The sequence below is a fragment of the Streptococcus jiangjianxini genome (assembly GCF_040225085.1).
Lineage (GTDB): Bacteria > Bacillota > Bacilli > Lactobacillales > Streptococcaceae > Streptococcus > Streptococcus jiangjianxini.
Genome location: NZ_JBEHGL010000004.1, coordinates 106,754 through 128,207, shown reverse-complemented (window position 1 = coordinate 128,207; position 21,454 = coordinate 106,754). Strand labels below are relative to the sequence as shown.

Genomic DNA, 21,454 nt, shown 5'->3' with positions numbered 1-21,454 from the left:
CAAGATTCTGAGTTCACACTCAGAATCTTGTTAAGTTTTGTACAGCTCTTTTAAGAATAGCAGTCACTTCACTTGGAGTTTCTTTAAAGTCATTCTTGACCCAAACGAACAGGATGGTTTTGATCGTCATCACATAGATGGAAAGAAGGTATTTTTCAGAAAAATGATAACCTTCTTTTAGTTTGGCGCTTAGATGATCTATACTAGAGTGCTTAGGATCGGTCATCGTTGTAATGTAATTAGTAACGATCTGATCAATATTGGGATAGTATAGAACTAAAGCTCTGGTGTAGTCGCTATGGTTTTTCAAAAATGTTAGCGCCTCAACAATAACCTGATCTGGATACGTTAAGTCTTGGTTTAAAATGAGGGTAACGCGCTCTAGATATGCTGATAGACAAAATTCAATTAAGGCTTCTTTGCTGTCAAAATAATTATAGAAAGTTGTTCGACTAACACCTGACACGTTTAAAATGTCAATAATCCGAATATCGGCTGGTGATTTCTCATCCAAAAGCTTGATAAAGGCATCTATAATATACTGTTGGGATTTTGTTAGCGTTTGATGCGGAGATTTCATAATACCACCTGCCTCTCGACCGTTGATTAAAATAGTTAAATTATTATAACACTGAAAGCTAAAAAAAGTATTAAATGACGTATTGGAAGTTTTTTGACCTATCATTAAGGGAAAAATGCTAGTTGTCAACATGAGGCTCTATCTATCGTTTTCATAGATCATCATTTATAGGATCTTCTAAAAGGTAGACTTAAATAGGGGCAGCCTTATGAATGCTTTCTGCAATTTTTGGACTGATTTTTAAAACGTTAGAGCCCATTCATTTGTAGATAATCTTACCTCTCATTATATACAGATCACCTGCGACCTTTGCAGGGATACAATGCCCTCCCCTAGTTGTTTATCAAGCTCAACAATATCAAAATGTTTCATCGTGTTTTTTATCACAATGGTTACCGTATTATCAACATCAGGGTGATGTTTTATCCAGAACTGACAGTAGGGTCTGTTTTCTTTGATGGCATCTAACAGTTGGGATAAAACAGATGTGTTAATCAATTCTTATCTAAACGATATCATTGATAGCAATCATCAGACAGACCTGTTTTAGGTCATTATTATAAAAGTAGTACAGCTCGTGTGATCGTGTTGCGCAACGTGATTAGTATTGATTTTACTCAGCTTTTTTCGTCCTAAAGTGATGTTTATGTCCAATTGGTATTTCATTTAGCAGACTTCATCGTTATATCAATCAACCTATCTTATTTCTAATGCTCAAAACGATTATCATCGATTTCGGAATAATAACCACAATGACTATGTTTCCTTTTTGAAGGTTTGACAGTTACGATTATCAAAGACCACTGTTTGGTACCAAGATTCTAGGTGGTGCGATCACTTGAAGAAAGCGGATCAGATATAAATTCCAAGTCAGCTTGCTAGGATTTGCAATAAGTTAAGACTTTACTGAAAAAGGTTTTGGTAATGAATATAAGAGATAGCGATCATCACTAAGAGTAAAACATATTGGGAGATATTGAAATGACTAAGCGGGTGTCGCCCTGTTTTGGGACAACTGTCCTAGACAAGAAAGTGAGACCAGTTAGTATCCCTCGACAAACAGCACACGACGAGCGATTTTAGGTTACTTTAGTTAGAAATGATTTTTCTGGATCAAACGATTAGTAGCTTGTCTGATGTCAGGTCAGTTTGTCTAAGCCAAAATCCGAAAAATAAGTCAAAATAAGAGGTAAAAACTTGACAGTAAAATTCTGAAAAACTTATACTATGTTAAGTGAATTAAAATTTAAATCTCGAGAGGAAATCTTATGTTATCAGGAAAAGAATACGTTATTAACGTTTTTGAAAAAGTAAAAGAGCAAAATGCTCATGAAGAAGAGTTTCTACAAGCTGTTGAAGAAGTGTTTCAATCCCTCATCCCTGTTTTTGATAAGTATCCCAAATACATCGAAGAAAATCTCCTCGAGCGTTTGGTAGAACCTGAACGCATTGTTTCTTTCCGTGTACCTTGGGTTGATGACAAGGGTCAGGTACAGGTTAACCGCGGGTACCGTGTGCAATTCTCATCTGCCATTGGCCCTTATAAAGGTGGCCTTCGTTTCCACCCTTCAGTTAACCAATCCATCATTAAATTTCTTGGGTTTGAACAAATTTTTAAGAATTCATTGACTGGTCAACCTATTGGCGGTGGTAAAGGTGGGTCAAACTTCGACCCTAAAGGAAAGTCTGACCTTGAGGTGATGCGCTTTACACAAAGCTTTATGACAGAGTTGCAAAAACATGTCGGACCAGATAGTGATGTTCCAGCTGGAGATATTGGTGTTGGAGCTCGTGAGATTGGCTACATGTTTGGTCAATACAAACGTCTCAAGGGGTATGAAAATGGTGTCTTGACTGGTAAAGGACTGACTTATGGTGGTTCTCTGGCTCGTACGGAAGCAACTGGTTACGGAACAGTTTACTTTGCTGAGCAAATGCTTAATGCCCGTGGTGAAGACTTGAGTGGCAAAACGGCCATTGTTTCAGGCTCAGGAAACGTGGCTATTTACGCTACTGAAAAACTATATGAGCTTGGTGCAAAAGTGATTGCTGTGTCAGATTCATCAGGTTATGTGTATCATGGTGATGGTATTGACCTTGACCTTTTGAAAGAACTTAAAGAGGTTAAACGTGCCCGTATCAGTGACTACGTGGAAACATACCCAGACGCTGTCTTCACACCAGCCGAAGAAAACTCTATCTGGACATTGAAAGCTGACCTTGCCTTTCCATGTGCCACTCAAAATGAGCTTGATGAAGAAGATGCTAAAGCTTTAGTTGCCAACGGTGTCATGGCTGTTGCTGAGGGGGCCAACATGCCATCAACACTTAAAGCCATTAACGTCTTCCATGAAGCAGGTATCGCCTTTGGACCAGCCAAGGCAGCCAACGCTGGTGGTGTTGCCGTTTCAGCGCTTGAAATGTCTCAGAATAGCCAACGAACGTCTTGGTCATTTGATGAAGTTGATGAAAAACTCAAAGAGATCATGAAAGATATCTACAATCATTCAGCTTCAGCTGCTAAAGAATTTGGTGCTGAAGGCAACCTTGTTGTCGGATCAAACATTGCAGGTTTTCTAAAAGTCGCCGAAGCGATGTCTGCCCAAGGCATTGTATAAGACAGATTAACCATAGAAGCGGTTGGAAACTTCCAGCCGTTTTTTTAGGCATGTCGGACATGTCTTACATCTGAGGTGAACGTTTTCAATGTGCATCCGCTACCGGTGGACTCACTAGTGACTCCTAATACTTAACAAAATTCCTAACTAGCGGAATTGTAATGTTGTGACAAAATAAGTCATCCCTTTCCAACTAAAATCGATTGGACACAGAGACTGGAACTCCGCTGTTTTTGATTTTAAATTAGTATAAGCCTGACTGTCGTGAGGTAGCTACTTAAAACAGTCAATCTGGGGATAGATTGTTTTAAGTCTGACGCTAGAAATTAAAAACCACCATCAGGGAAAACTCCTGCAATCAGTGTTCAGTGCAATCAGGAGAGTGGTAACCTCATATAGGCGTTCTAATTTGGAAATTCTGACTGTTACTAGTGTGATGGCTGAAGTTCTCAGAGGTGTAACTATCGTTTCGACGATGACAGAGATAAGGGAAACCTTGCTAGCAATCATCGAGCCGTAGACGATGAGGGGAGATGGGCTTTGGATAAAAGCGGCTGTATTATCCAAGCCTGATTTAAATCTCCCTGAGATCAAAAGGATATTGCAAACGCTAATCGGTGATGGCATTGTCGAACAAGTGAATAAATTGACATGGCTATCAAAACTGACCTAAGTTATTTTTAGAAACCTTTACAAGATAATTGCCAATCAAGCAGGTAAGGATAGTTAAACTTCCTTAACTTTATGGATCAGACACATCATTGAAAGCTTGAGATGAAAGCTCCTAAGCTTTTTGTTATAATGCCTAATAGTGAATGCTACTATAAATAGGAGTTATTATGATTAAAACTATCGTTAAAGACATTTTTTTCTTGGGACAAAAGTCACAGAGAGCGACTAAAGAAGACCTTTATATTGGTCAAGATCTACAAGACACACTCAATTATCATCGCGAGACCTGTCTTGGCCTAGCGGCTAATATGATTGGTTATCAAAAGCGTGTCATCATCATCAGCATGGGTTTTGTAGACTTGGTTATGTTCAATCCTGAGATTGTAGCCAAAAGTGAGCCTTTTGATGCGGAAGAATCTTGCCTTTCTTTAACAGGATCTCGCCTAACTAAACGCTATCGTCAGATAAGCGTGACTTATCGCGACAGCAATTGGATGACAAAAACCATCACGCTCAAAGACTTGCCTGCACAAATCTGTCAGCATGAATTAGATCATCTGGAAGGGATTATCATCTAAACGACAAGTAGCCAAACAAATAGCTTGAAGAAAGTTAGTCAAAAAGTTACTATTCATAAGGTAGTAAAAATCTGGAGGTTATGAATTGCTTAAACGTATTGGTATCATTGTGGGAAGTGTTCGCGAAAAATCCTATTCTAAGTCTCTCGCCAAGGCTATCTCAAGCTTCTTTCCTGAAACAGTAGAGCTTACCACTATCCGCATCGACGATTTGCCTCTTTTTAATCCTGATTTAGATCAAGATGTGACTCTGAGACCAGCCAGTTATGATCGTTTTAGAAGAGAAGTGAAGGTCCAAGATGCCCTGATTGTGATTAGTCCAGAGTATAATCGAACCATTCCTGCAGCTCTAAAAAATGCTATTGAAGTTGGCTCGCGCCCAATGACTGACATTGCTTTTAATGGTAAACCAATACTGGTCATCACGCAATCTGCGGGCAGTATGGGAGGTTTCGGGGCTAATCATCATATCAGACAAGCACTTGTTTTTTTGAATGCTATTGCCATGCCTCAGCCAGAAGTGTACTTACCAGAGATTCATCACTTGATTAATAAGGAAGGGACTATTTTAAAAGCAGATACAGAGATATTTTTAAAAATGGTTGTTAAGAATTTCCTTGGGTTTGCGACTCGTATGGTTAGTTAAGTAATCAAAACACACACCAGATTGTTCTGATCTGGTGTGTGTTTTGATTATCGCCTACCTTGTTCGAGACTTTGTTCAGTATCTTTTTTATAGGACAAGTGATTAGTGTAATCCGTTGAAAAAACAGTTTGAGAAGAATGGAGATGGTGTGACGGTATTAGAGAAAGCACCTGTCATTACAGGGGAAGAGGTTTTGTCGCCACTTACGGAGCAAGTTTTCCCGTTATCAGAAGCAGACGATGAAGTCTTCGTATCAGGTGCTGTTGGCGATGGGGTTGTTATTATACCGGAAGACAATATTATCTACGCCTCATTTGACAGAGTTGTTTCATCAATTTTTCCTAGCAAACATGCTATTGGATTGATTTCAGATAAAGGAGCAGAAGTATTGATCCATATTGGTATTAACACAGTAGATTTAGCAGGACGAGGATTTGAAGCATTTGTTAAGGATGGTGATCGCATCGTTTTCGGTCAACCCTTGATTCAGTTTGATGTGTCAGTGATTGAAGAAGCGGGTTTATCAACGCAAACCATGATTATTGTAACGAATAAAGCTGATTATTCAGATGTAACATTTAGCGAAGAAACTTATCGTAAAGTGAAATCGTCCTTAATGACATTAAAAAAATAACTGTTTTTCAAATAACAAACAAAAATCATCCAAAAGGGTGATTTTTGTTGCTTTTAAGGAACAATTTGCCCTTTTTATCATGAATTTTACAGAAAAACAGTAAACTTCTAATTTGACATAGTGACCACTTTATTATATTATATGGTGGTAACTTAGTGACGATATAGCTCGTGAGACGATATGGTCACTAAAGAGAGGAGAATAATGTGACGTTACTCGAAGTCAAAAATCTAACCAAAGTATTTGGTAAAAAACAAAAAGCTGCGCTTGAGATGGTCAAGCAAGGCAAGTCAAAAACTGACATTTTAGAAAAGACAGGCGCTACCGTCGGTGTCTATGATGCTAGTTTCGATATCAAAGAAGGTGAAATCTTTGTTATCATGGGTCTTTCAGGATCTGGTAAATCAACGCTAGTTCGTATGCTTAATCGTTTGATTGAACCATCGTCAGGTAATATTTTACTTGATGGCAAGGACATTTCTAAGATGAATGCAGAAGAACTGCGAAATGTTCGTCGTCATGATATTAACATGGTTTTCCAAAGCTTTGCCTTATTCCCACACAAGACTATTTTGGAAAATACAGAGTTTGGACTGGAGCTTCGTGGTGTTTCCAAGGCGGAAAGAACACAAGCAGCTGAAAAAGCTCTTGATAATGCTGGTCTCTTAGCTTTTAAAGACCAATATCCTAACCAATTATCAGGTGGTATGCAGCAGCGTGTTGGTCTAGCGCGTGCCTTAGCTAATAAGCCCAAAATCCTTTTGATGGACGAGGCCTTTTCAGCCCTTGACCCATTGATTCGTCGTGAAATGCAAGATGAACTCTTGGATTTACAAGATGCTAGTAAGCAGACAATTATTTTCATTAGTCATGATTTGAATGAAGCACTTCGTATTGGGGATCGTATCGCCCTTATGAAAGATGGTCAAATTATGCAAATCGGTACAGGTGAGGAAATTCTTACCAACCCAGCCAATGATTTTGTTCGTGAATTCGTTGAAGATGTTGATAGATCAAAAGTCTTAACAGCACAAAATATCATGATTAAACCAATCACAACAACACTGGAATTAGATGGTCCCCAGGTGGCACTGATGCGTATGCACACTGAGGAAGTATCTATGCTAATGGCAACCAATCGTCGTCGAGAGTTGATTGGAGCCGTAACTGCAGATGCAGCGCTAGAAGCTCGTAAAAAAGGCTTGCCACTGTCAGAAGTTGTTGATCGTGAGGTTTTAACGGTCTCTAAAGATACTGTTATCACGGACATTATGCCTCTTATCTATGATTCATCTGCACCGATTGCGGTAACCGATGACAATAACAAACTAATTGGCGTTGTTATTCGAGGACGAGTGATCGAAGCCTTGGCAAATGTCCAAGACAACGCAGAAGAAACAGTTGAGAAATAAAGAAAGAGGTAGTCTAGTTTGGATATTTTACAAAAAAAATTACCAGTTGCTCAGCTGGTAGAAGCTTTTACTGAGTGGATTACAAAGACCTTCTCAGGGCTCTTTGATTTGCTACAAAGTATTGGTAGTACTCTTATGGATTTTGTTACCAATACCTTACTATTTATTAACCCACTATTACTTATCGTTTTAGCTACGGTGGCTGTTTTCTTCTTGGCTAAGAAGAAATGGCAGATTCCAACCCTAACTTTCCTTGGGTTCTTGTTTATCTATAACCAAGGGCTCTGGGAAGAATTGCTCAATACCTTTACCTTGGTACTTGTGGCAAGTCTAATTTCGATTGTTATTGGTGTTCCTCTAGGGATTTGGATGGCCAAAAGTAATACTGTCAAGAACATTGTTAACCCAATTCTTGACTTTATGCAGACCATGCCAGCCTTTGTCTACTTGATTCCAGCCGTAGCCTTCTTTGGTATTGGTATGGTTCCTGGTGTTTTCGCCTCAGTTATTTTCGCCCTACCACCAACGGTTCGTTTTACTAACTTGGCTATTCGTGAAATCTCAACTGAGTTGATCGAAGCATCAGATTCATTTGGGTCAACGCCATCACAAAAACTCTTTAAAGTAGAATTACCACTGGCTAAAAATACCATTATGGCGGGTGTTAACCAAACCATGATGCTTGCACTTTCTATGGTGGTAACAGGTTCGATGATCGGGGCTCCTGGTCTTGGACGTGAAGTACTGTCTGCTTTACAAAAAGCTGATATTGGTAACGGTTTTGTATCAGGTATTTCCTTGGTAATCCTGGCCATCATTCTTGACCGTGTGACACAAGCCTTCAATGCAAAGTCAGAGGGTGGTAAATCAAAATCAGCTGTCAATAAATGGGTAGGTATCGCAACCTTAGTGGTCTTCTTTGGAGCAGCGCTAGGACGCGTATTTGTTAATATGAACTCTGATAAATCTGGTAAAGGTGAAACCGTTCGAATTTCTTACGTACAGTGGGATTCAGAAGTAGCGTCAACAAATGTTATTGCAACAGTCTTAGAAGACCAAGGCTACAAAGTTGATATGACACCGCTTGATAATGCGGTTAACTGGCAAACCATTGCTAACTCAGATGCCGACTTTTCAACCAGTGCTTGGTTACCAGTTACACACGGTAATCAGTATAAAAAATATAAAGATAAACTGGATGATTTAGGACCTAACTTAAAAGGAACGAAATTAGGCTTGGTTGTTCCAGCTTATATGGATGCTAATAGCATTGAAGAATTATCTGATCAAGCTGGTAAGAGAATTACCGGTATTGAACCTGGTGCAGGTATCATGAATGCCGCTGAAAATGCTCAAAAAGATTACAGTAACCTTTCTAGCTGGGAGTTAACCTCTGCGTCAACGGGGGCTATGACATCTTCATTGGAAAAAGCAATTAAGTCTAAGGATGAGATCGTCATCACTGGTTGGTCACCACACTGGATGTTTTCAAAATATGATTTGAAATATCTGGAAGATCCTAAAGGTTCATTTGGTGCCGAAGAAAACATCAACACCATTGCACGTAAAGGGTTGAAAAAAGATATGCCTGATGTCTACAAAATTATTGACAATTTTAACTGGACAACTGAAGATATGGAAGCCGTCATGCTTGACATGAATGATGGTATGTCTCCAGAAAAAGCAGCTCGTAAATGGGTTGATGCTAACCAAGACAAGGTCAAAAAATGGTTGCCATAAACCTTAACAAATGCTAAAGAAGTCGCTGAGTCGGCTTCTTTTTTCGTTTTTTAGAAGTTTAACATGGTATAATAAAAAGCAGATCGTCTTGAATCATAATAGTGATTCTCCTAATGGTGTAATGTCATAATGTTGAATCGTTAATTGGATTCAAATCTTGTAGCTAGTGGGAAAGTTATTGATTAATACGGCTACTTAATGGTCAAAAATCGTTGGCGTAACGAATCTGTTTTAAGGCTTTGACAAGATTTGTGACCAAAAGGTGTTAACGTATATAATCCGTTTCATCTAAATGGAGTCGCTAATTCAAGACTTGGTCAGTACCCCGAGCATTATTATTGAAGAAGAGTGAGAAAACATGTCTATTTATGGTCCATATGCCCAGTACCTTCCATCTATCCTTAATGATTTAGAACAACGCATCCTAACAGCTAATCAGACGATTAAGGCAGCTACTGGTTTTAAATTATACGAACATCTTCATTCGCGTATTAAGACAGTGGAATCCATGCAGGAAAAGTTGGTTAGAAAAGGTTATACCCAAACCCCACAGTCTGCTTTGAAAAAAGTTCGAGATAGTATTGGTTTTCGGATTGTCTGTGCTTTTGTCGATGATATTTATAAAACTATCGAAGTATTACGTGAGATGGATGATATTACTATTGTCACAGAAAAAGATTATATTCAAAATGCAAAGCCAAATGGCTATCGTTCCTATCATCTCATTCTTGAGATGGCAACCTCTTACCCTGATTGTGAAGGGAATGAGCAGGGACGCTACTATATTGAAATTCAGCTAAGAACCATTGCTATGGATTCTTGGGCGAGTCTGGAACATCAAATGAAGTACAAACGGACTGTCAAGCATCAGGAGATGATCACAAGAGAACTAAAACGTTGTGCTGATGAATTAGCATCTTGTGATTTGACCATGCAGACCATTCGGGATTTGATTCAGATGGATAATCAAAATAAGGAGTCGTCACTATGAAAATCTTATTAGCAGAAGATGAGCTACAAATGTCGCGTGTTCTGAGCGTTGCGCTTTCACGTGAAGGCTATGATTTAGACGTGGTTCATGATGGACAAGCAGCTGTTGAGATGGCTGCTCAGAATGCTTACGATGTGATGGTATTAGATATCATGATGCCAATAAAAACAGGTATTGATGCTCTTAAAGAAATCCGCGCAACTGGCGATGAGAGTCATGTCATTATGCTAACAGCTATGGCAGAAGTTGATGACCGCGTGACCGGTCTTGACTCGGGGGCAGATGATTATTTGACCAAGCCTTTTTCCTTGAAGGAATTGCTGGCTCGTTTGCGCTCAATGGAACGCCGTCTTGAGAATATGTCACCCAATATCATTGAAGTAGGTTCAGTAAGGCTCAATCTAGGAGAGCAAGAACTCTCTGCTGGAAATAGCATCCGATTATCAGGCAAAGAAGCTAAGATGATGGCTTATTTTATGCGACATCAAGGGAAAGGGCTAGCAGCAACTGACGTTTTTACCCATGTTTGGACGAAAGAAGAACAAGACGAAGTTGACCCAAGCTACGTTTTTGTTTATGTTTCTTATTTGAGGCAGAAATTACAAGCTATAAAGGCGGATGTAACAATATCAGACGCTGAAGATGGGCAGTTTGTTTTAGAGCGAGTAGAAGGAGACTGTGATGTTTAAACGCTTGCGTATTCGTTTTATCCTCGTGGCCTCCTTAGCTATTTCCATATTAATGGCAACCATTCTTGGTATCACGACCTCTATCCGCTATTTTCAAACACAAGGTGAAATTTCGTCAGTTTTGGAAGTTTTATCTGAAAATAAAGGCAGTTTTCCTAGTTTGGATGAGACGGAGAAAAGGCTGGGACAACCTACCAGTAAAGACACACTTAGCAAATATCGCTTCGTGAGTGCCAGGATCGCCAATGATGGGACAGTGTATGATCTTAATACCAGTAATATCTCTGAATTATCACCCGAAGAAGCCATTTCCTATGCCGAAAATTTGGCTAAAAGTAGGCAGGAAACTGGTCGCTTTTCAGATGGCTTACGTTATTATGCCTATCAAGTCAATCATTTAAAGAATAAGGAAACCTTTGTTGTCCTATTAGATACGACAGTTATTCTAGCAGAGTATCAAGCTCTCCTGAAAATCTCTATTTGGTTGGGGCTTGGAGGCATTCTTTTCTTTACAGTAATCATTAGTATCTTATCCAAAAAGATCATCGAACCTTATGTTCGGAATTATGAGAAACAAAAACGATTTATCACCAATGCTGGGCATGAGTTAAAAACGCCATTAGCTATTATTTCTGCCAATAATGAACTGGTGGAATTGATGAACGGTGAATCTGAGTGGACGCAGAGTACGACTGTTCAAGTTCGGCGTCTTACAGACTTGATTAATCAGATGGTAACTTTAGCTAGACTTGAAGAACAAGAGGAAGTGGTGTTACATGATTTAGACTTTTCAGCGATTGTTGAGGACGCTGCAGAAGATTTCAAAGGTCCTGTTATAAAGGACGGCAAAACCTTCCGAATGGATATTACACCAGGAATCCATGTCAAGGCAGAAGAAAAGTCACTATTTGAATTAGTGACCATTTTGGTGGATAATGCTAATAAGTATTGCGACCCAGGGGGTGAAGTGAGTGTGTCCTTAAAACCAATAGGAACTGTTTCAAAAAAAGCTAAGCTCAGTATTTCCAATACCTATAAAGAAGGGAAAACCCTTGATTATAGTCGCTTCTTTGAGCGTTTTTACCGCGAAGATGAGTCGCATAACAATGACCGACAGGCAGGATATGGGATTGGCTTATCAATGGCAGAAAGCATGGTTAATCTATTTCATGGTAAAATTTTTGCCCATTATAAGAATGATAACATTACCTTTACGGTTATTTTGTAAAACGGCTTATCATGCTAATGTTAGCTCTTCCTTAATATAACCAATAAAGGCTTCTACAATGTCAGAAGTCTTTTTTTTGTTAGAAATAACATAACCTAAGGTATGAAGGGAACTATCGGATAAAGGAATTAGTGTTATGTGGTCCTTTACAAAACCTGTCACAATTCCCAAGCCAGAAGCGTAGGCTTGTGTGGCTAAAAGCATATTCATCAAACTGCCGCGATCATTGGCATAGATGACTTTTTGACCATCTTCAATTGCCAAGGGATCTTCGTCAAAGGTCATACCAGAATCATCTTGACTAAAGCGAATTTGGGCATATCCTTGCAAGTCAGCTATGGTCAGTTCCTCTCTGTTGGCTAAGGGATGATTTTTGCTCAAAAAAATTTTTGTTTGAAAGTCTCCCAGTGGAATGAAAGAGAGGTCTTTTTGTTTGAGACTCCTTTCTAAAGTGACTTTGTTACTATCATCGAGGTAAATAATCCCCAAATCACTTTGAAACGAAGCCACACTATCAATAATAGCTTTTGTAGTGGTTTCAACGAGTTGAAATTCTTGATAAGAACCAGAAAACTGCTCTGAAATAGTTGCCAAAGGTTGGGATAAAAAGTCATAATGGTGACTAGCAACCACAAAGCTTTTCTTAAAGTCTTCTTGATAGCGATTTTGGAGCAAGTCCAATTCGCCAATAATCCGCTTGGCATATTTAATAAAATCAAACCCATCTTCAGTCAATCGCGCTCCTGTATTGGAACGGATAAAGAGCTGAACCCCAAGTTCATCCTCTAATTGATGGATTGATGCTGAGAGGTTAGGTTGACTAACAAACAATCTTTTAGCAGCCTCACTAAAAGAGCCAGCTTCTGCAATTGTGACAACGTAACGACATTGTTGAAAATTCATGGGACCTCCAGAAACATGTGTTAGGACTATTATAACAGAAGGTTGCTTCGTATTTTTAAAAATCTGATGGTGACTTTTAGAACAGTTATAATTTTTTCTTATACCCGACCATCAAAAATATAGATTAGTCAAGATAAGGCTAACGTGTTAAGATAGTAACATCAAAAAAGAGAGGTAGCATGTCATGGGAAAACCAATCATAGGGATTACAAGCACTGAAACAAAGGTATCACCTGACGGTTTGATGGTTCACAGCTCAGTGTCTCGACACTTTGCACGTGCAGTCATTAAATCTGGTGGGGTACCAATTCACATACCAGTTTGTAGCCCAGACATGGCTGAATCCTATGTTTCGATGATTGATCGCTTGATTTTATCAGGCGGTCAAGATGTTCAACCTTCTCTTTATCATCATGAAAATGATACCGATACTAGCCTTTATTTTCCAGAGCGAGATGATTTTGAAGTTGCTCTTGTCCAAGAAGCCATTCGTCAGAGAAAGCCAATCATGGGGGTTTGTCGTGGGATTCAACTTTATAACACGGTACAAGGTGGTAGCCTGAATCTCGATATTAAGGGGCATCAATACGAAAATCCTGAAGTTCTTGTTCATGGTATTTCCGTTGAAAAAGGAAATGCTCTTCACGATATTTTTGGAAACAAAGGTGCGGTCAATTCTCTACACCATCAAAGTATTAAAGATTTGGCACAAGGTTTAGAAATTCTAGCGCGTGATAGCAAAGATGAAACCATAGAAGCTGTCCAGTCAAAAGATAAGCGCAGTTTTCTTGGAGTCCAATGGCATCCAGAATACCTTTTGGACATCAATCCCAAAAGTCAAAACTTGTTTAATTATTTCATCAGTTTATAGTCTGTCATCAACGGTGATAGCAAGCAAGATTCTCAATAACGATAGATAAGTTCCGAAGTAAAATCTGACACTTCGGAACTTTTTCGTGTTTTAGAAACAATCAATCACAATTCCTTGTCATTCTCCTATCACGAGCTATCTCTCATAATTTTCAATTTAGCCGTATATTATCAGTAGCAAATCAACCGAAAGGGTGTTGTCACGTCACAAGCGATCCATTTTTTAGAGGTTGTACAATCTCAATGTTTTGGAAAGAAAACGAGAAATAAGCCGCTGATGATTTGCCGTAAAGCTCTTGATCAGATAAGCGAGAGAGCCAATGTCTTGCCAGGTATCTGTTCTTCCAAAAATCTCTAAACCACTTAGATTAAGGGGAATAGCGTAATACCTTACTAGAAGAGTAATAGTCTGTTTATAGGAGATAGATGAAATTGAAAGAAACATCAAACTCTCTGCGTTTATAGCGATAATTAGTATATTTTTATCAAATGTTCATGAAATGATTAACCTTACTAAGGGTTAATCATTTTTAGGTAACGATGTAACACAAAATTGATGAATCGGGCGGATAGTTTGTTAAGATATATTTACAATTATCTTATACTATCAATCATTGTTTTATCATATATTAAAAATTTAGAATATTGTTAAAGACACTCATTTTTCCTTTTTTTTGAAACAAACATAGTGGTGATAGATTGATATTATCGGTTTTATTGTTCTTTAAAACTATTTCGATTTTTTTAATTAATGATTATTACTATTAACTATTGACACGTCAAATGCTTTCTGTTACAATCACCATAATCAAAGATATACTAATATTAAACTAATAATTAACTTGTGATTAGAGGTTGGGAATGAATGAAGTTTTGCGACAAGAAAAGAAGTATTTGATTACTATCGAAGATTATTATCGTTTGTCTGAACAGTTTTCACAATTGATGACTTTAGATTCGCACAGTTCTGGTGATGGCTACTGTATTCGATCCTTGTATTTTGATTCGTTAGAGGATGTCGATTGGCATGAAAAAGATGATGGCGTTGATTTACGACGCAAGATTCGTTTTCGTAATTATGGCAGCCATAGCCAATTTGCAAAATTAGAAATGAAGCAAAAGCAAGGAGCCAATCAAAAGAAGCGGTCCTTACGTCTATCTAGAGAGGACGCACAAGAATTAATTAAGGGAAACAATTCGGTCTTGTTATCTTACCCAGATGATTTTGCGGCAGAATGCTACGCCCTGATGAGTATGAAGCTTTATAAGCCTAAAACTGTCATTGAGTACCAGCGAAAAGCTTTTGTAGCAAAAGAAAATAATATTCGGATTACATTTGATCATCATATTATTGGGACTGAGTCCTGTTACGATATTTTTTCAGAAAACTTGAACCAAAATTACCTGTTAAATCCTTATTTGGTGATTTTAGAAGTCAAGTATAATGGATTTCTTTTATCATATATTAAAGAGTTGTTGGCTTCTATAGATGGGAGCGAGTTGTCAGCAAGTAAATACTGCATGGGTAGAGCTATTAGCAAGCATTACAGATTTTAACATTAGTAGTTAACGTTTAAGAGAGAGGATTAAAATGAAACAGTTATTGAGAGAAATTTTGGAGCAAAATGGGAATTTGACCTTCCAAGATATGCTATTGCATATTCTTGTAGCGGCTTTACTGAGTGGAGCCATCTATATCTCCTATGCCTATACGCATAGTGGAACGTCTTATAGTAAAAAATTCAATGTTTCTTTAATGACTTTAACAGTTTTAACAGCAACAGTAATGACAGTTATTGGAAACAATGTGGCTCTATCTTTGGGGATGGTCGGTGCCTTGTCTGTTGTTCGTTTTAGGACGGCTATTAAGGATTCGAGAGATACTACTTATATCTTTTGGACAATAGTAGTTGGTATCTGTTGTGGTGTTGGAGATTATGTCGTTGCTTCCTTGGGCAGCAGTGTCATTTTTGTTTTACTATGGATTATGGGCAGGGTTAAAAATGAAAATCGCCTGCTATTAATTGTTCGCTGTGACAGATTACTTGAAGTAGATGTAGAAGGTATATTTTTCCAATATTTTGCCGGCAGGGCAATCCAACGAGTCAAAAATTCGACGGCTGATTCCATCGAAATGATTTTTGAAATATCTAAAAAAGATTACGATAAATACTACCAAGAAGATAATCAGCTAACAGCAAAAGTTTACCAACTGGGGGATATTGATTATTTCAATATTGTTAGTCAAAGCGATGAAATCAATGGGTAGACTTATGAGAGGAAAAGTTATTTATGTAATGACACTTATGGGGCTTTTCTTATTTATCATTTTGGCGGTTAGTCTACCTAAACGTCACCATAAGAGGGTTCATCATCATCAATTGCCTTCCTATCCTACCAAGAAGGAGGGAAAGGGACTCAAGAGTCATCTACCTATCATCAGTATTGATACAAACCATCAAGCTATTCCTCTTGTGATGAAAGAGGCAGGAGCATACATTAAGGAAAAGGATAGTGTTCCCGCAAAAGTAGAACTTCGTGACCAGCTTGATCGTTCTCATGATATCAACGAAAAGCCCAGAGTGACAACAAAAGCTTTGGTTACCTATCGAGGAAACTCTTCCCGTTATTTTGATAAAAAGTCTTTAAAAATCAAGTTTGTGACAAAAAAATTAGATGAAAAAGAGTATAAGATTGCCGGCATGTCTAAAGAATCTGAATGGGTTTTACATGGACCTTTCCTTGATAGGAGTCTCATTCGGAATTATCTTAGCTATAATATTGCCGGTGAAATCATGGACTATGCCCCCAATGTTCGCTATTGTGAACTGATTCTTAATAATACTTACCAAGGGCTTTACCTTGCTGTTGAAAGTATTGAGCAGGGGAAAAAACGTGTGGATATTGAAAAAAGTGATAAAAGAACTCCTAAAACCGCTTATATTGTGGCTTGGGATAGAGAACATAAGGCCAAACAAAAACTTGATAATTACCTCCATTATAGTCATCAAGCTGGGGTTTCAGCGCTAGATGTTAAATATCCAGGCAAGAAAAGATTGACACCAGGACAGTTGGACTTTATTAATAAAGACATTAGTCATATTGAAAAAATACTCTATTCCTATGATTTCAGTAAATATCCTAAATACATAGATCGGAAATCATTTGCAGACTATTTTATCATTAATGAATTTTTTAGAAATGTAGATGCAGGGAAGTTTTCAACCTACCTATATAAAGACTTACGTGGAAAAGTTAAATTGGCAGTTTGGGACTTTAACAATGCTTTTGATAATCAAATTGAGAGCAGGGTTGATGAAGCTGATTTTACATTGACAGACGTTCCTTGGTTTTCAATGTTGGTCAAGGACCGAGAATTCGTTGATTTGGTTATTCAAAGGTATCATGAATTGAGACGAGGGGTTTTGGCAACAGATCATTTAAACACTTATATAGATGAAACGGTTTCTTTTTTAGATTCAGCTATTGAGCGAAATAATGATAAGTGGGGCTATGTTTATCAGCTCAAACATCCTGATTCAAGAAATTATTTACTACCTTTAGATCGTAATGTGACGAGTTATGAACAATCAGTTGATCAGTTGAAAACATTTATTAGGCGAAGAGGAAGATGGCTAGATAAGCATATTGAGACCTTATATCAATACAGCGCCCCTTCTAAGAATGCCAATACTACTTTGGAGTAAATCATTATGAGAAGATATTTAAGTATTGTTGGTTTATTGACTATTGTGCTGAGTTTTAGCTATTATTTTTATTACTTTGATGGGAGTCTTTATCTGCCGAGCGGACTTTTTGAAAAATCCATCAAAACTAATTTTCAAGTCAAAGACAAGTATATTTGTCAGACACAAACTGGTCAGCCTTTTCAAGTCAAAGGTGTTGACTTGGAGTCCTCTTTTGCAGGTTATCACCAAAATGAGTTTCCCATTGAAGAAGCAACCTATCGAAAATGGTTTCGGAAGATTACTGCTATGGGAGCCAACACCATTCGAGTGAAGGTACCGATGAATGTTGCCTTTTATGATGCTCTTTACCATCATAATCAAGAAGAAGATACTCCGCTTTATTTATTGCAGGGATTTCGAATTGATTCCTATCGAAACAATGCAGCGATGACCGCTTTTGATAATCCTTATCGAGGTTATTTATTACGTGAAGCTAAGGGAGTTGTGGACATCATTCATGGTCGTAAGCAGGTTTGGAATACAGATTTTGGTAGCAGCCATTACCATCATGATTTAAGCAAGTGGCTGCTTGGCTACATAGTTGGAGACGATTGGCACAGTGGGACGGTAGCTTATACGAATCACCAACAAAAATCTCGGCCTTTCAAGGGGAATTATTTGACAACGTCGCCTGATGCCAATTCATTTGAAGCGGTGTTAGCAGAAGTGATGGAAGAAGTGATTCATTATGAGAGTAAAAAATATGGTTGGCAACACCCCATCAGTTTTTCAAACTCTCCTATGACAGATCCTTTTTTATACCATAAACGTTTTGCGGCTCAGGCACCTAAATATGTGTCTCTCAATATCGAACATATTAAACCGACTGCTCAGATCAAGGCTGGCATATTCGCATCTTATAAAGCTTTTGATTTTCATCCTGACTATAAAGATTATCTTCTTTTTCATCGAACGGGAGTCAACAATGACATTATTAGACAGGTTAAAGCCTTATCCTTGGCGCAAGGATATGTCAGATTATTGACTGCCTTTCATAAAAAGCCTGTTCTTGTTACTGGTTTTGGTTATTCTACGTCCAGAGGAGTCGATAAGGATCGAATTGATCAAACGGAGTTGCCAATGACTGAAGAAGTGCAAGGCAAACGCATTGTGGCTGATTATCATTCCTTTATTGATTCTGGGGCTGTGGGAGCTACGATTAATGCGTGGCAAGATGATTGGAACGCTAGAAGTTGGAACACCTCCTTTGCGACAGATAAACATAGCAATTTTCTTTGGGGAGATGTGCAAGTTTATAATCAGGGATATGGTCTTATAGGCTTTAAAAATGCGCTGAAAACGCACCGCATTGACGGCAAAAAGGGAAAAGGAGAATGGCAAAAACCTCTCGGGAACCAGAAGAAAGGCCACCGCTTGTTTGTTGATAGCGATCAAACCTATCTTTATTTAGGCTTAGAGGGTAACTTTAGTGATAGTAATCAAGAACTTGTGATTCCGATAGATGTAACACCAAACTCAGGTAGTAAAAAGGCAACTGGCATTTCGGCAAGCTTTGAAAGAAACAGCGACTTTTTACTGTTGCTCAATCCTAAAGGTCAATCGCGGTTGTTGGTTCAAGAAACTTATAATGCTACTAAAGCAAACTATTTAAAACAGATGAATGGTAAAGATTTCTACACTTATCCGCCTGAGAAAGATTCGAGGCAGTTTGATTTGGTTACGATGGTTTTACGTAATACAACCATTCTTGAAGATATCGAAAAAGCAGGAGCAGCTGAGAGATACCTACCAACTTTTCCAACGGGACTCCTAAAAAAGGGGATGAATCAACATGGGGTTAAGATGCTTGATTCTCAAACAGATATTGTCTTTGGAGAAAAGTGGACTGAAATGCGGATTCCATGGCAGCTGTTGAATTTTTCAAATTCGGCTGCAAAACGTATTCACGATAATTATTTTCAGCATTATGGTGTTAAACAAATGGAAAGTAATATGATTGCTCTGGGATGCGGATTAGCACAGTCAAAAGACACTATTAGTATGACTGACTATCCTTTAGCTAATTGGGAGAGGCCTAAGGTTAAGACTTTTCAAAAAGCATCATACTCAATTATTAAAAAAGAGTGGAAGAAAAAAGGAGAGTAGTAATATGGTACATCGCGTTTTATATTTTTATATTATAATTTGTGTAGCATTGATTATTTTTAATCTTACTTATATTGTGAAGCAGCGTTTTATTCAGTTTCAAAGACCGCATGCCTTTGATCATTGGAAAAAAAGACGCTAAACACTAAGATGGAGGAGAAAAAAGGATGAAACTATTCTTTACCTTTTTGCAGGTATCACAGCTCATTTTTTTAGTGCTTTTGATTGCTTATGCCAGTTTTTTAATAGTTTCTATTGTTATTGGAGGGGTCCATCTTTATGAAAAGCGGACAAGTAAAGCCAATTTAACACCTTGTTCGAGCGATATTGCTGTTTCTATTATAGTTCCAGCTTATAATGAGGCAATGACCATTATTAGTTCGATTGATTCTTTACTCCATCTTGATTATGACAACTATGAAATTATCGTGGTTGATGATGGTTCTAGTGATCAAACGTCAGACTTGCTAAAAGATCACTTCCAACTCTCTCTTCATCCAAAAGATATCAGTCAACACATCCTGACCGAGCCCTATAAAGCAGTCTATAAAGGAGAGGCTAATAGCATACAGCTGACCTTAATTAACAAGGAAAATGGTGGTAAAGGAGATGCTTTGAATATGGGAATCAATGCTTCTTGTTATGACTATTTTGTGTGTTTAGACGCAGATTCAATGTTGCAGGCGGATTCTTTAACCCAAATTGTGAAGAGAGTTCGTCAAGATCCAACGGTAGTAGCAGTGGGTGGTTTAGTTCAAGTTGCTCAAGGAGTTAAAATTGAAAAAGGACAAGTGGTCTCATACCATCTTCCGTGGCATATGATTCCTTGTGTTCAAGCGATTGAATATGATTCTTCATTTTTAGGAGCTCGTATTTTCCTAGATTATTTGAAAGCTAATTTGATTATTTCGGGTGCTTTTGGTCTTTTCAAAAAAGATGTAGTGAAAGCTGTCGGTGGATATGATACACAGACCCTTGGAGAAGATATGGAGTTGGTCATGAAACTACATTTTTTCTGTCGCAATAATCAGACTCCCTATCGCATTTGTTATGAGACTGATGCGATTTGCTGGAGTCAGGCGCCAACTAGTTTGGGAGATTTGAGAAAACAGAGACGGCGCTGGTTTTTAGGACTTTATCAATGTTTGAAAAAATATAAAAGTATTTTTGCCAATTACCGTTTTGGAGCAGTTGGGTCTATTTCATACATGTACTATATTTTATTTGAATTATTATCTCCTTTTTTTGAACTTTTTGGAATGGGAGTCGTTTTATTAGCTCTTATATTTCACCAACTCAACGTTCCTTTCTTCTTTTCTCTCATTTCTCTGTATATTTGTTATTGTATTTTAATAACGTTAACGGCTTTTTTGCACCGTATTTATTCTCAAAAATTAATGATTGGGATTATGGATATCATCAAAGTTATTTATATAGCTATTTTTCGATATCTCGTGTTACATCCTATATTGACTTTAGTTAAAGTAGCTGGCATTATTGGCTACCGCGAGCATAAGAATGTTTGGGGACAACTGAAACGCGAACTTCAGATGCAGGAATACGATAGTTCACTTTCCCAGAAGAGCCCAAAATGATAGAAAACACAGAGTAAGTTTTTTTGACGATCATCACCAAAAACTTTTTCTGTGAAAATATCCCTAAAACAGTTACACCCAATAAATGAAGTCAGTATTGTTTGTGGAATAGTAAAACATTATAAGAAAATCAATCATAGTAGTAGACTTAAAGATAGAGGTCACTACGGTGATTGATTTTATTGTTTTTATAGAAGATATGTAGGCTTTTACGATGAACCCTATTGAAAAATATCAAAGTCAGTTCGGATTGACTCCAAAAGTTGTTCTGTTGGCAATTGTTTTGGGTGCTTTTAAAGAACAGTATATAAACTTTCAGCATTTTCCTCTTTGCAAGAGTTTTCGCGTTGGTAAGACTTTCTAGAAGATAAGTTATATATTTCTCAGTGTTTAAGCCATACTGCTTAGTCATTTCCAGTAAGCTCATGATAGTGTGAGTTACC

18 protein-coding genes are annotated in these 21,454 nt (G+C 37.9%); 16 read left to right on the top strand and 2 right to left on the bottom strand.

Going from position 1 to position 21,454, the window contains the following annotated elements; genetic code table 11:
• Positions 1–19: 19 nt before the first annotated feature.
• Positions 20–580, bottom strand: coding sequence for a TetR/AcrR family transcriptional regulator (locus tag ABP870_RS03590; protein ID WP_350014123.1), 561 nt, complete (start codon positions 578–580; stop codon positions 20–22).
• A 1,268-nt stretch (positions 581–1,848) separates the two neighbouring features.
• Between ABP870_RS03590 and gdhA the strand changes: the two genes are divergently transcribed.
• From gdhA to ABP870_RS03540, 10 genes are all read left to right on the top strand, one after another.
• Positions 1,849–3,198, top strand: a complete 1,350-nt coding sequence (gene gdhA / locus ABP870_RS03585) for an NADP-specific glutamate dehydrogenase (RefSeq protein ID WP_350014122.1) — start codon at positions 1,849–1,851, stop codon at positions 3,196–3,198.
• Between the two features lie 382 nt (positions 3,199–3,580).
• Positions 3,581–3,718: a hypothetical protein gene (locus tag ABP870_RS03580; protein WP_350014121.1), complete on the top strand. Its 138-nt coding sequence runs from the start codon at positions 3,581–3,583 to the stop codon at positions 3,716–3,718.
• Positions 3,719–4,037: 319 nt separating this feature from the next.
• Positions 4,038–4,448, top strand: coding sequence for a peptide deformylase (locus ABP870_RS03575; RefSeq protein WP_350014120.1), 411 nt, complete (start codon positions 4,038–4,040; stop codon positions 4,446–4,448).
• Between the two features lie 85 nt (positions 4,449–4,533).
• The gene (locus tag ABP870_RS03570; RefSeq protein WP_350014119.1) at positions 4,534–5,094 is read left to right on the top strand and encodes an NADPH-dependent FMN reductase; all 561 of its coding nucleotides are present in this window, start codon (positions 4,534–4,536) and stop codon (positions 5,092–5,094) included.
• 148 nt (positions 5,095–5,242) lie between these two features.
• A complete protein-coding gene (locus ABP870_RS03565; RefSeq protein ID WP_350014118.1) occupies positions 5,243–5,728 on the top strand; it encodes a PTS sugar transporter subunit IIA in 486 nt (161 codons plus the stop codon).
• Positions 5,729–5,934: 206 nt separating this feature from the next.
• The gene (locus ABP870_RS03560; protein ID WP_350014117.1) at positions 5,935–7,140 is read left to right on the top strand and encodes a quaternary amine ABC transporter ATP-binding protein; all 1,206 of its coding nucleotides are present in this window, start codon (positions 5,935–5,937) and stop codon (positions 7,138–7,140) included.
• An 18-nt stretch (positions 7,141–7,158) separates the two neighbouring features.
• Complete coding sequence (locus ABP870_RS03555; RefSeq protein ID WP_350014116.1) at positions 7,159–8,880, top strand: ABC transporter permease/substrate binding protein; 1,722 nt, start codon at positions 7,159–7,161, stop codon at positions 8,878–8,880.
• Positions 8,881–9,238: 358 nt separating this feature from the next.
• Complete coding sequence (locus ABP870_RS03550; RefSeq protein ID WP_350014115.1) at positions 9,239–9,871, top strand: GTP pyrophosphokinase; 633 nt, start codon at positions 9,239–9,241, stop codon at positions 9,869–9,871.
• Positions 9,868–10,560 (top strand): response regulator transcription factor, encoded by a 693-nt coding sequence (locus tag ABP870_RS03545; protein ID WP_350014114.1) that lies wholly within the window; start codon positions 9,868–9,870, stop codon positions 10,558–10,560. Before ABP870_RS03550 ends, ABP870_RS03545 begins: the two co-directional genes overlap by 4 nt.
• Entirely contained in the window at positions 10,553–11,788 is a 1,236-nt protein-coding gene (locus tag ABP870_RS03540; protein WP_350014113.1) for a sensor histidine kinase, read from the top strand. Before ABP870_RS03545 ends, ABP870_RS03540 begins: the two co-directional genes overlap by 8 nt.
• Positions 11,789–11,797: 9 nt before the next feature.
• Here the strand turns inward: ABP870_RS03540 and ABP870_RS03535 are convergent, their stop codons facing one another.
• A complete protein-coding gene (locus tag ABP870_RS03535; protein WP_350014112.1) occupies positions 11,798–12,691 on the bottom strand; it encodes a LysR family transcriptional regulator in 894 nt (297 codons plus the stop codon).
• 184 nt (positions 12,692–12,875) lie between these two features.
• Here ABP870_RS03535 and ABP870_RS03530 point away from each other — a divergent pair, with 184 nt between their 5' ends.
• The 6 genes from ABP870_RS03530 to ABP870_RS03505 all read left to right on the top strand — a co-directional run bounded on the left by ABP870_RS03530 (position 12,876) and on the right by ABP870_RS03505 (position 21,011).
• The gene (locus tag ABP870_RS03530) at positions 12,876–13,562 is read left to right on the top strand and encodes a gamma-glutamyl-gamma-aminobutyrate hydrolase family protein (protein WP_350014111.1); all 687 of its coding nucleotides are present in this window, start codon (positions 12,876–12,878) and stop codon (positions 13,560–13,562) included.
• 860 nt (positions 13,563–14,422) lie between these two features.
• The gene (locus ABP870_RS03525; protein WP_350014110.1) at positions 14,423–15,118 is read left to right on the top strand and encodes a polyphosphate polymerase domain-containing protein; all 696 of its coding nucleotides are present in this window, start codon (positions 14,423–14,425) and stop codon (positions 15,116–15,118) included.
• A 34-nt stretch (positions 15,119–15,152) separates the two neighbouring features.
• A complete protein-coding gene (locus tag ABP870_RS03520) occupies positions 15,153–15,830 on the top strand; it encodes a DUF4956 domain-containing protein (RefSeq protein ID WP_350014109.1) in 678 nt (225 codons plus the stop codon).
• Entirely contained in the window at positions 15,823–17,268 is a 1,446-nt protein-coding gene (locus ABP870_RS03515; protein WP_350014108.1) for a CotH kinase family protein, read from the top strand. Before ABP870_RS03520 ends, ABP870_RS03515 begins: the two co-directional genes overlap by 8 nt.
• 6 nt (positions 17,269–17,274) lie before the next feature.
• Positions 17,275–19,416, top strand: a complete 2,142-nt coding sequence (locus ABP870_RS03510; protein ID WP_350014107.1) for a hypothetical protein — start codon at positions 17,275–17,277, stop codon at positions 19,414–19,416.
• Positions 19,417–19,583: 167 nt separating this feature from the next.
• Positions 19,584–21,011: a glycosyltransferase family 2 protein gene (locus tag ABP870_RS03505; RefSeq protein WP_350014106.1), complete on the top strand. Its 1,428-nt coding sequence runs from the start codon at positions 19,584–19,586 to the stop codon at positions 21,009–21,011.
• The last annotated feature ends 443 nt before the right edge of the window (positions 21,012–21,454 follow it).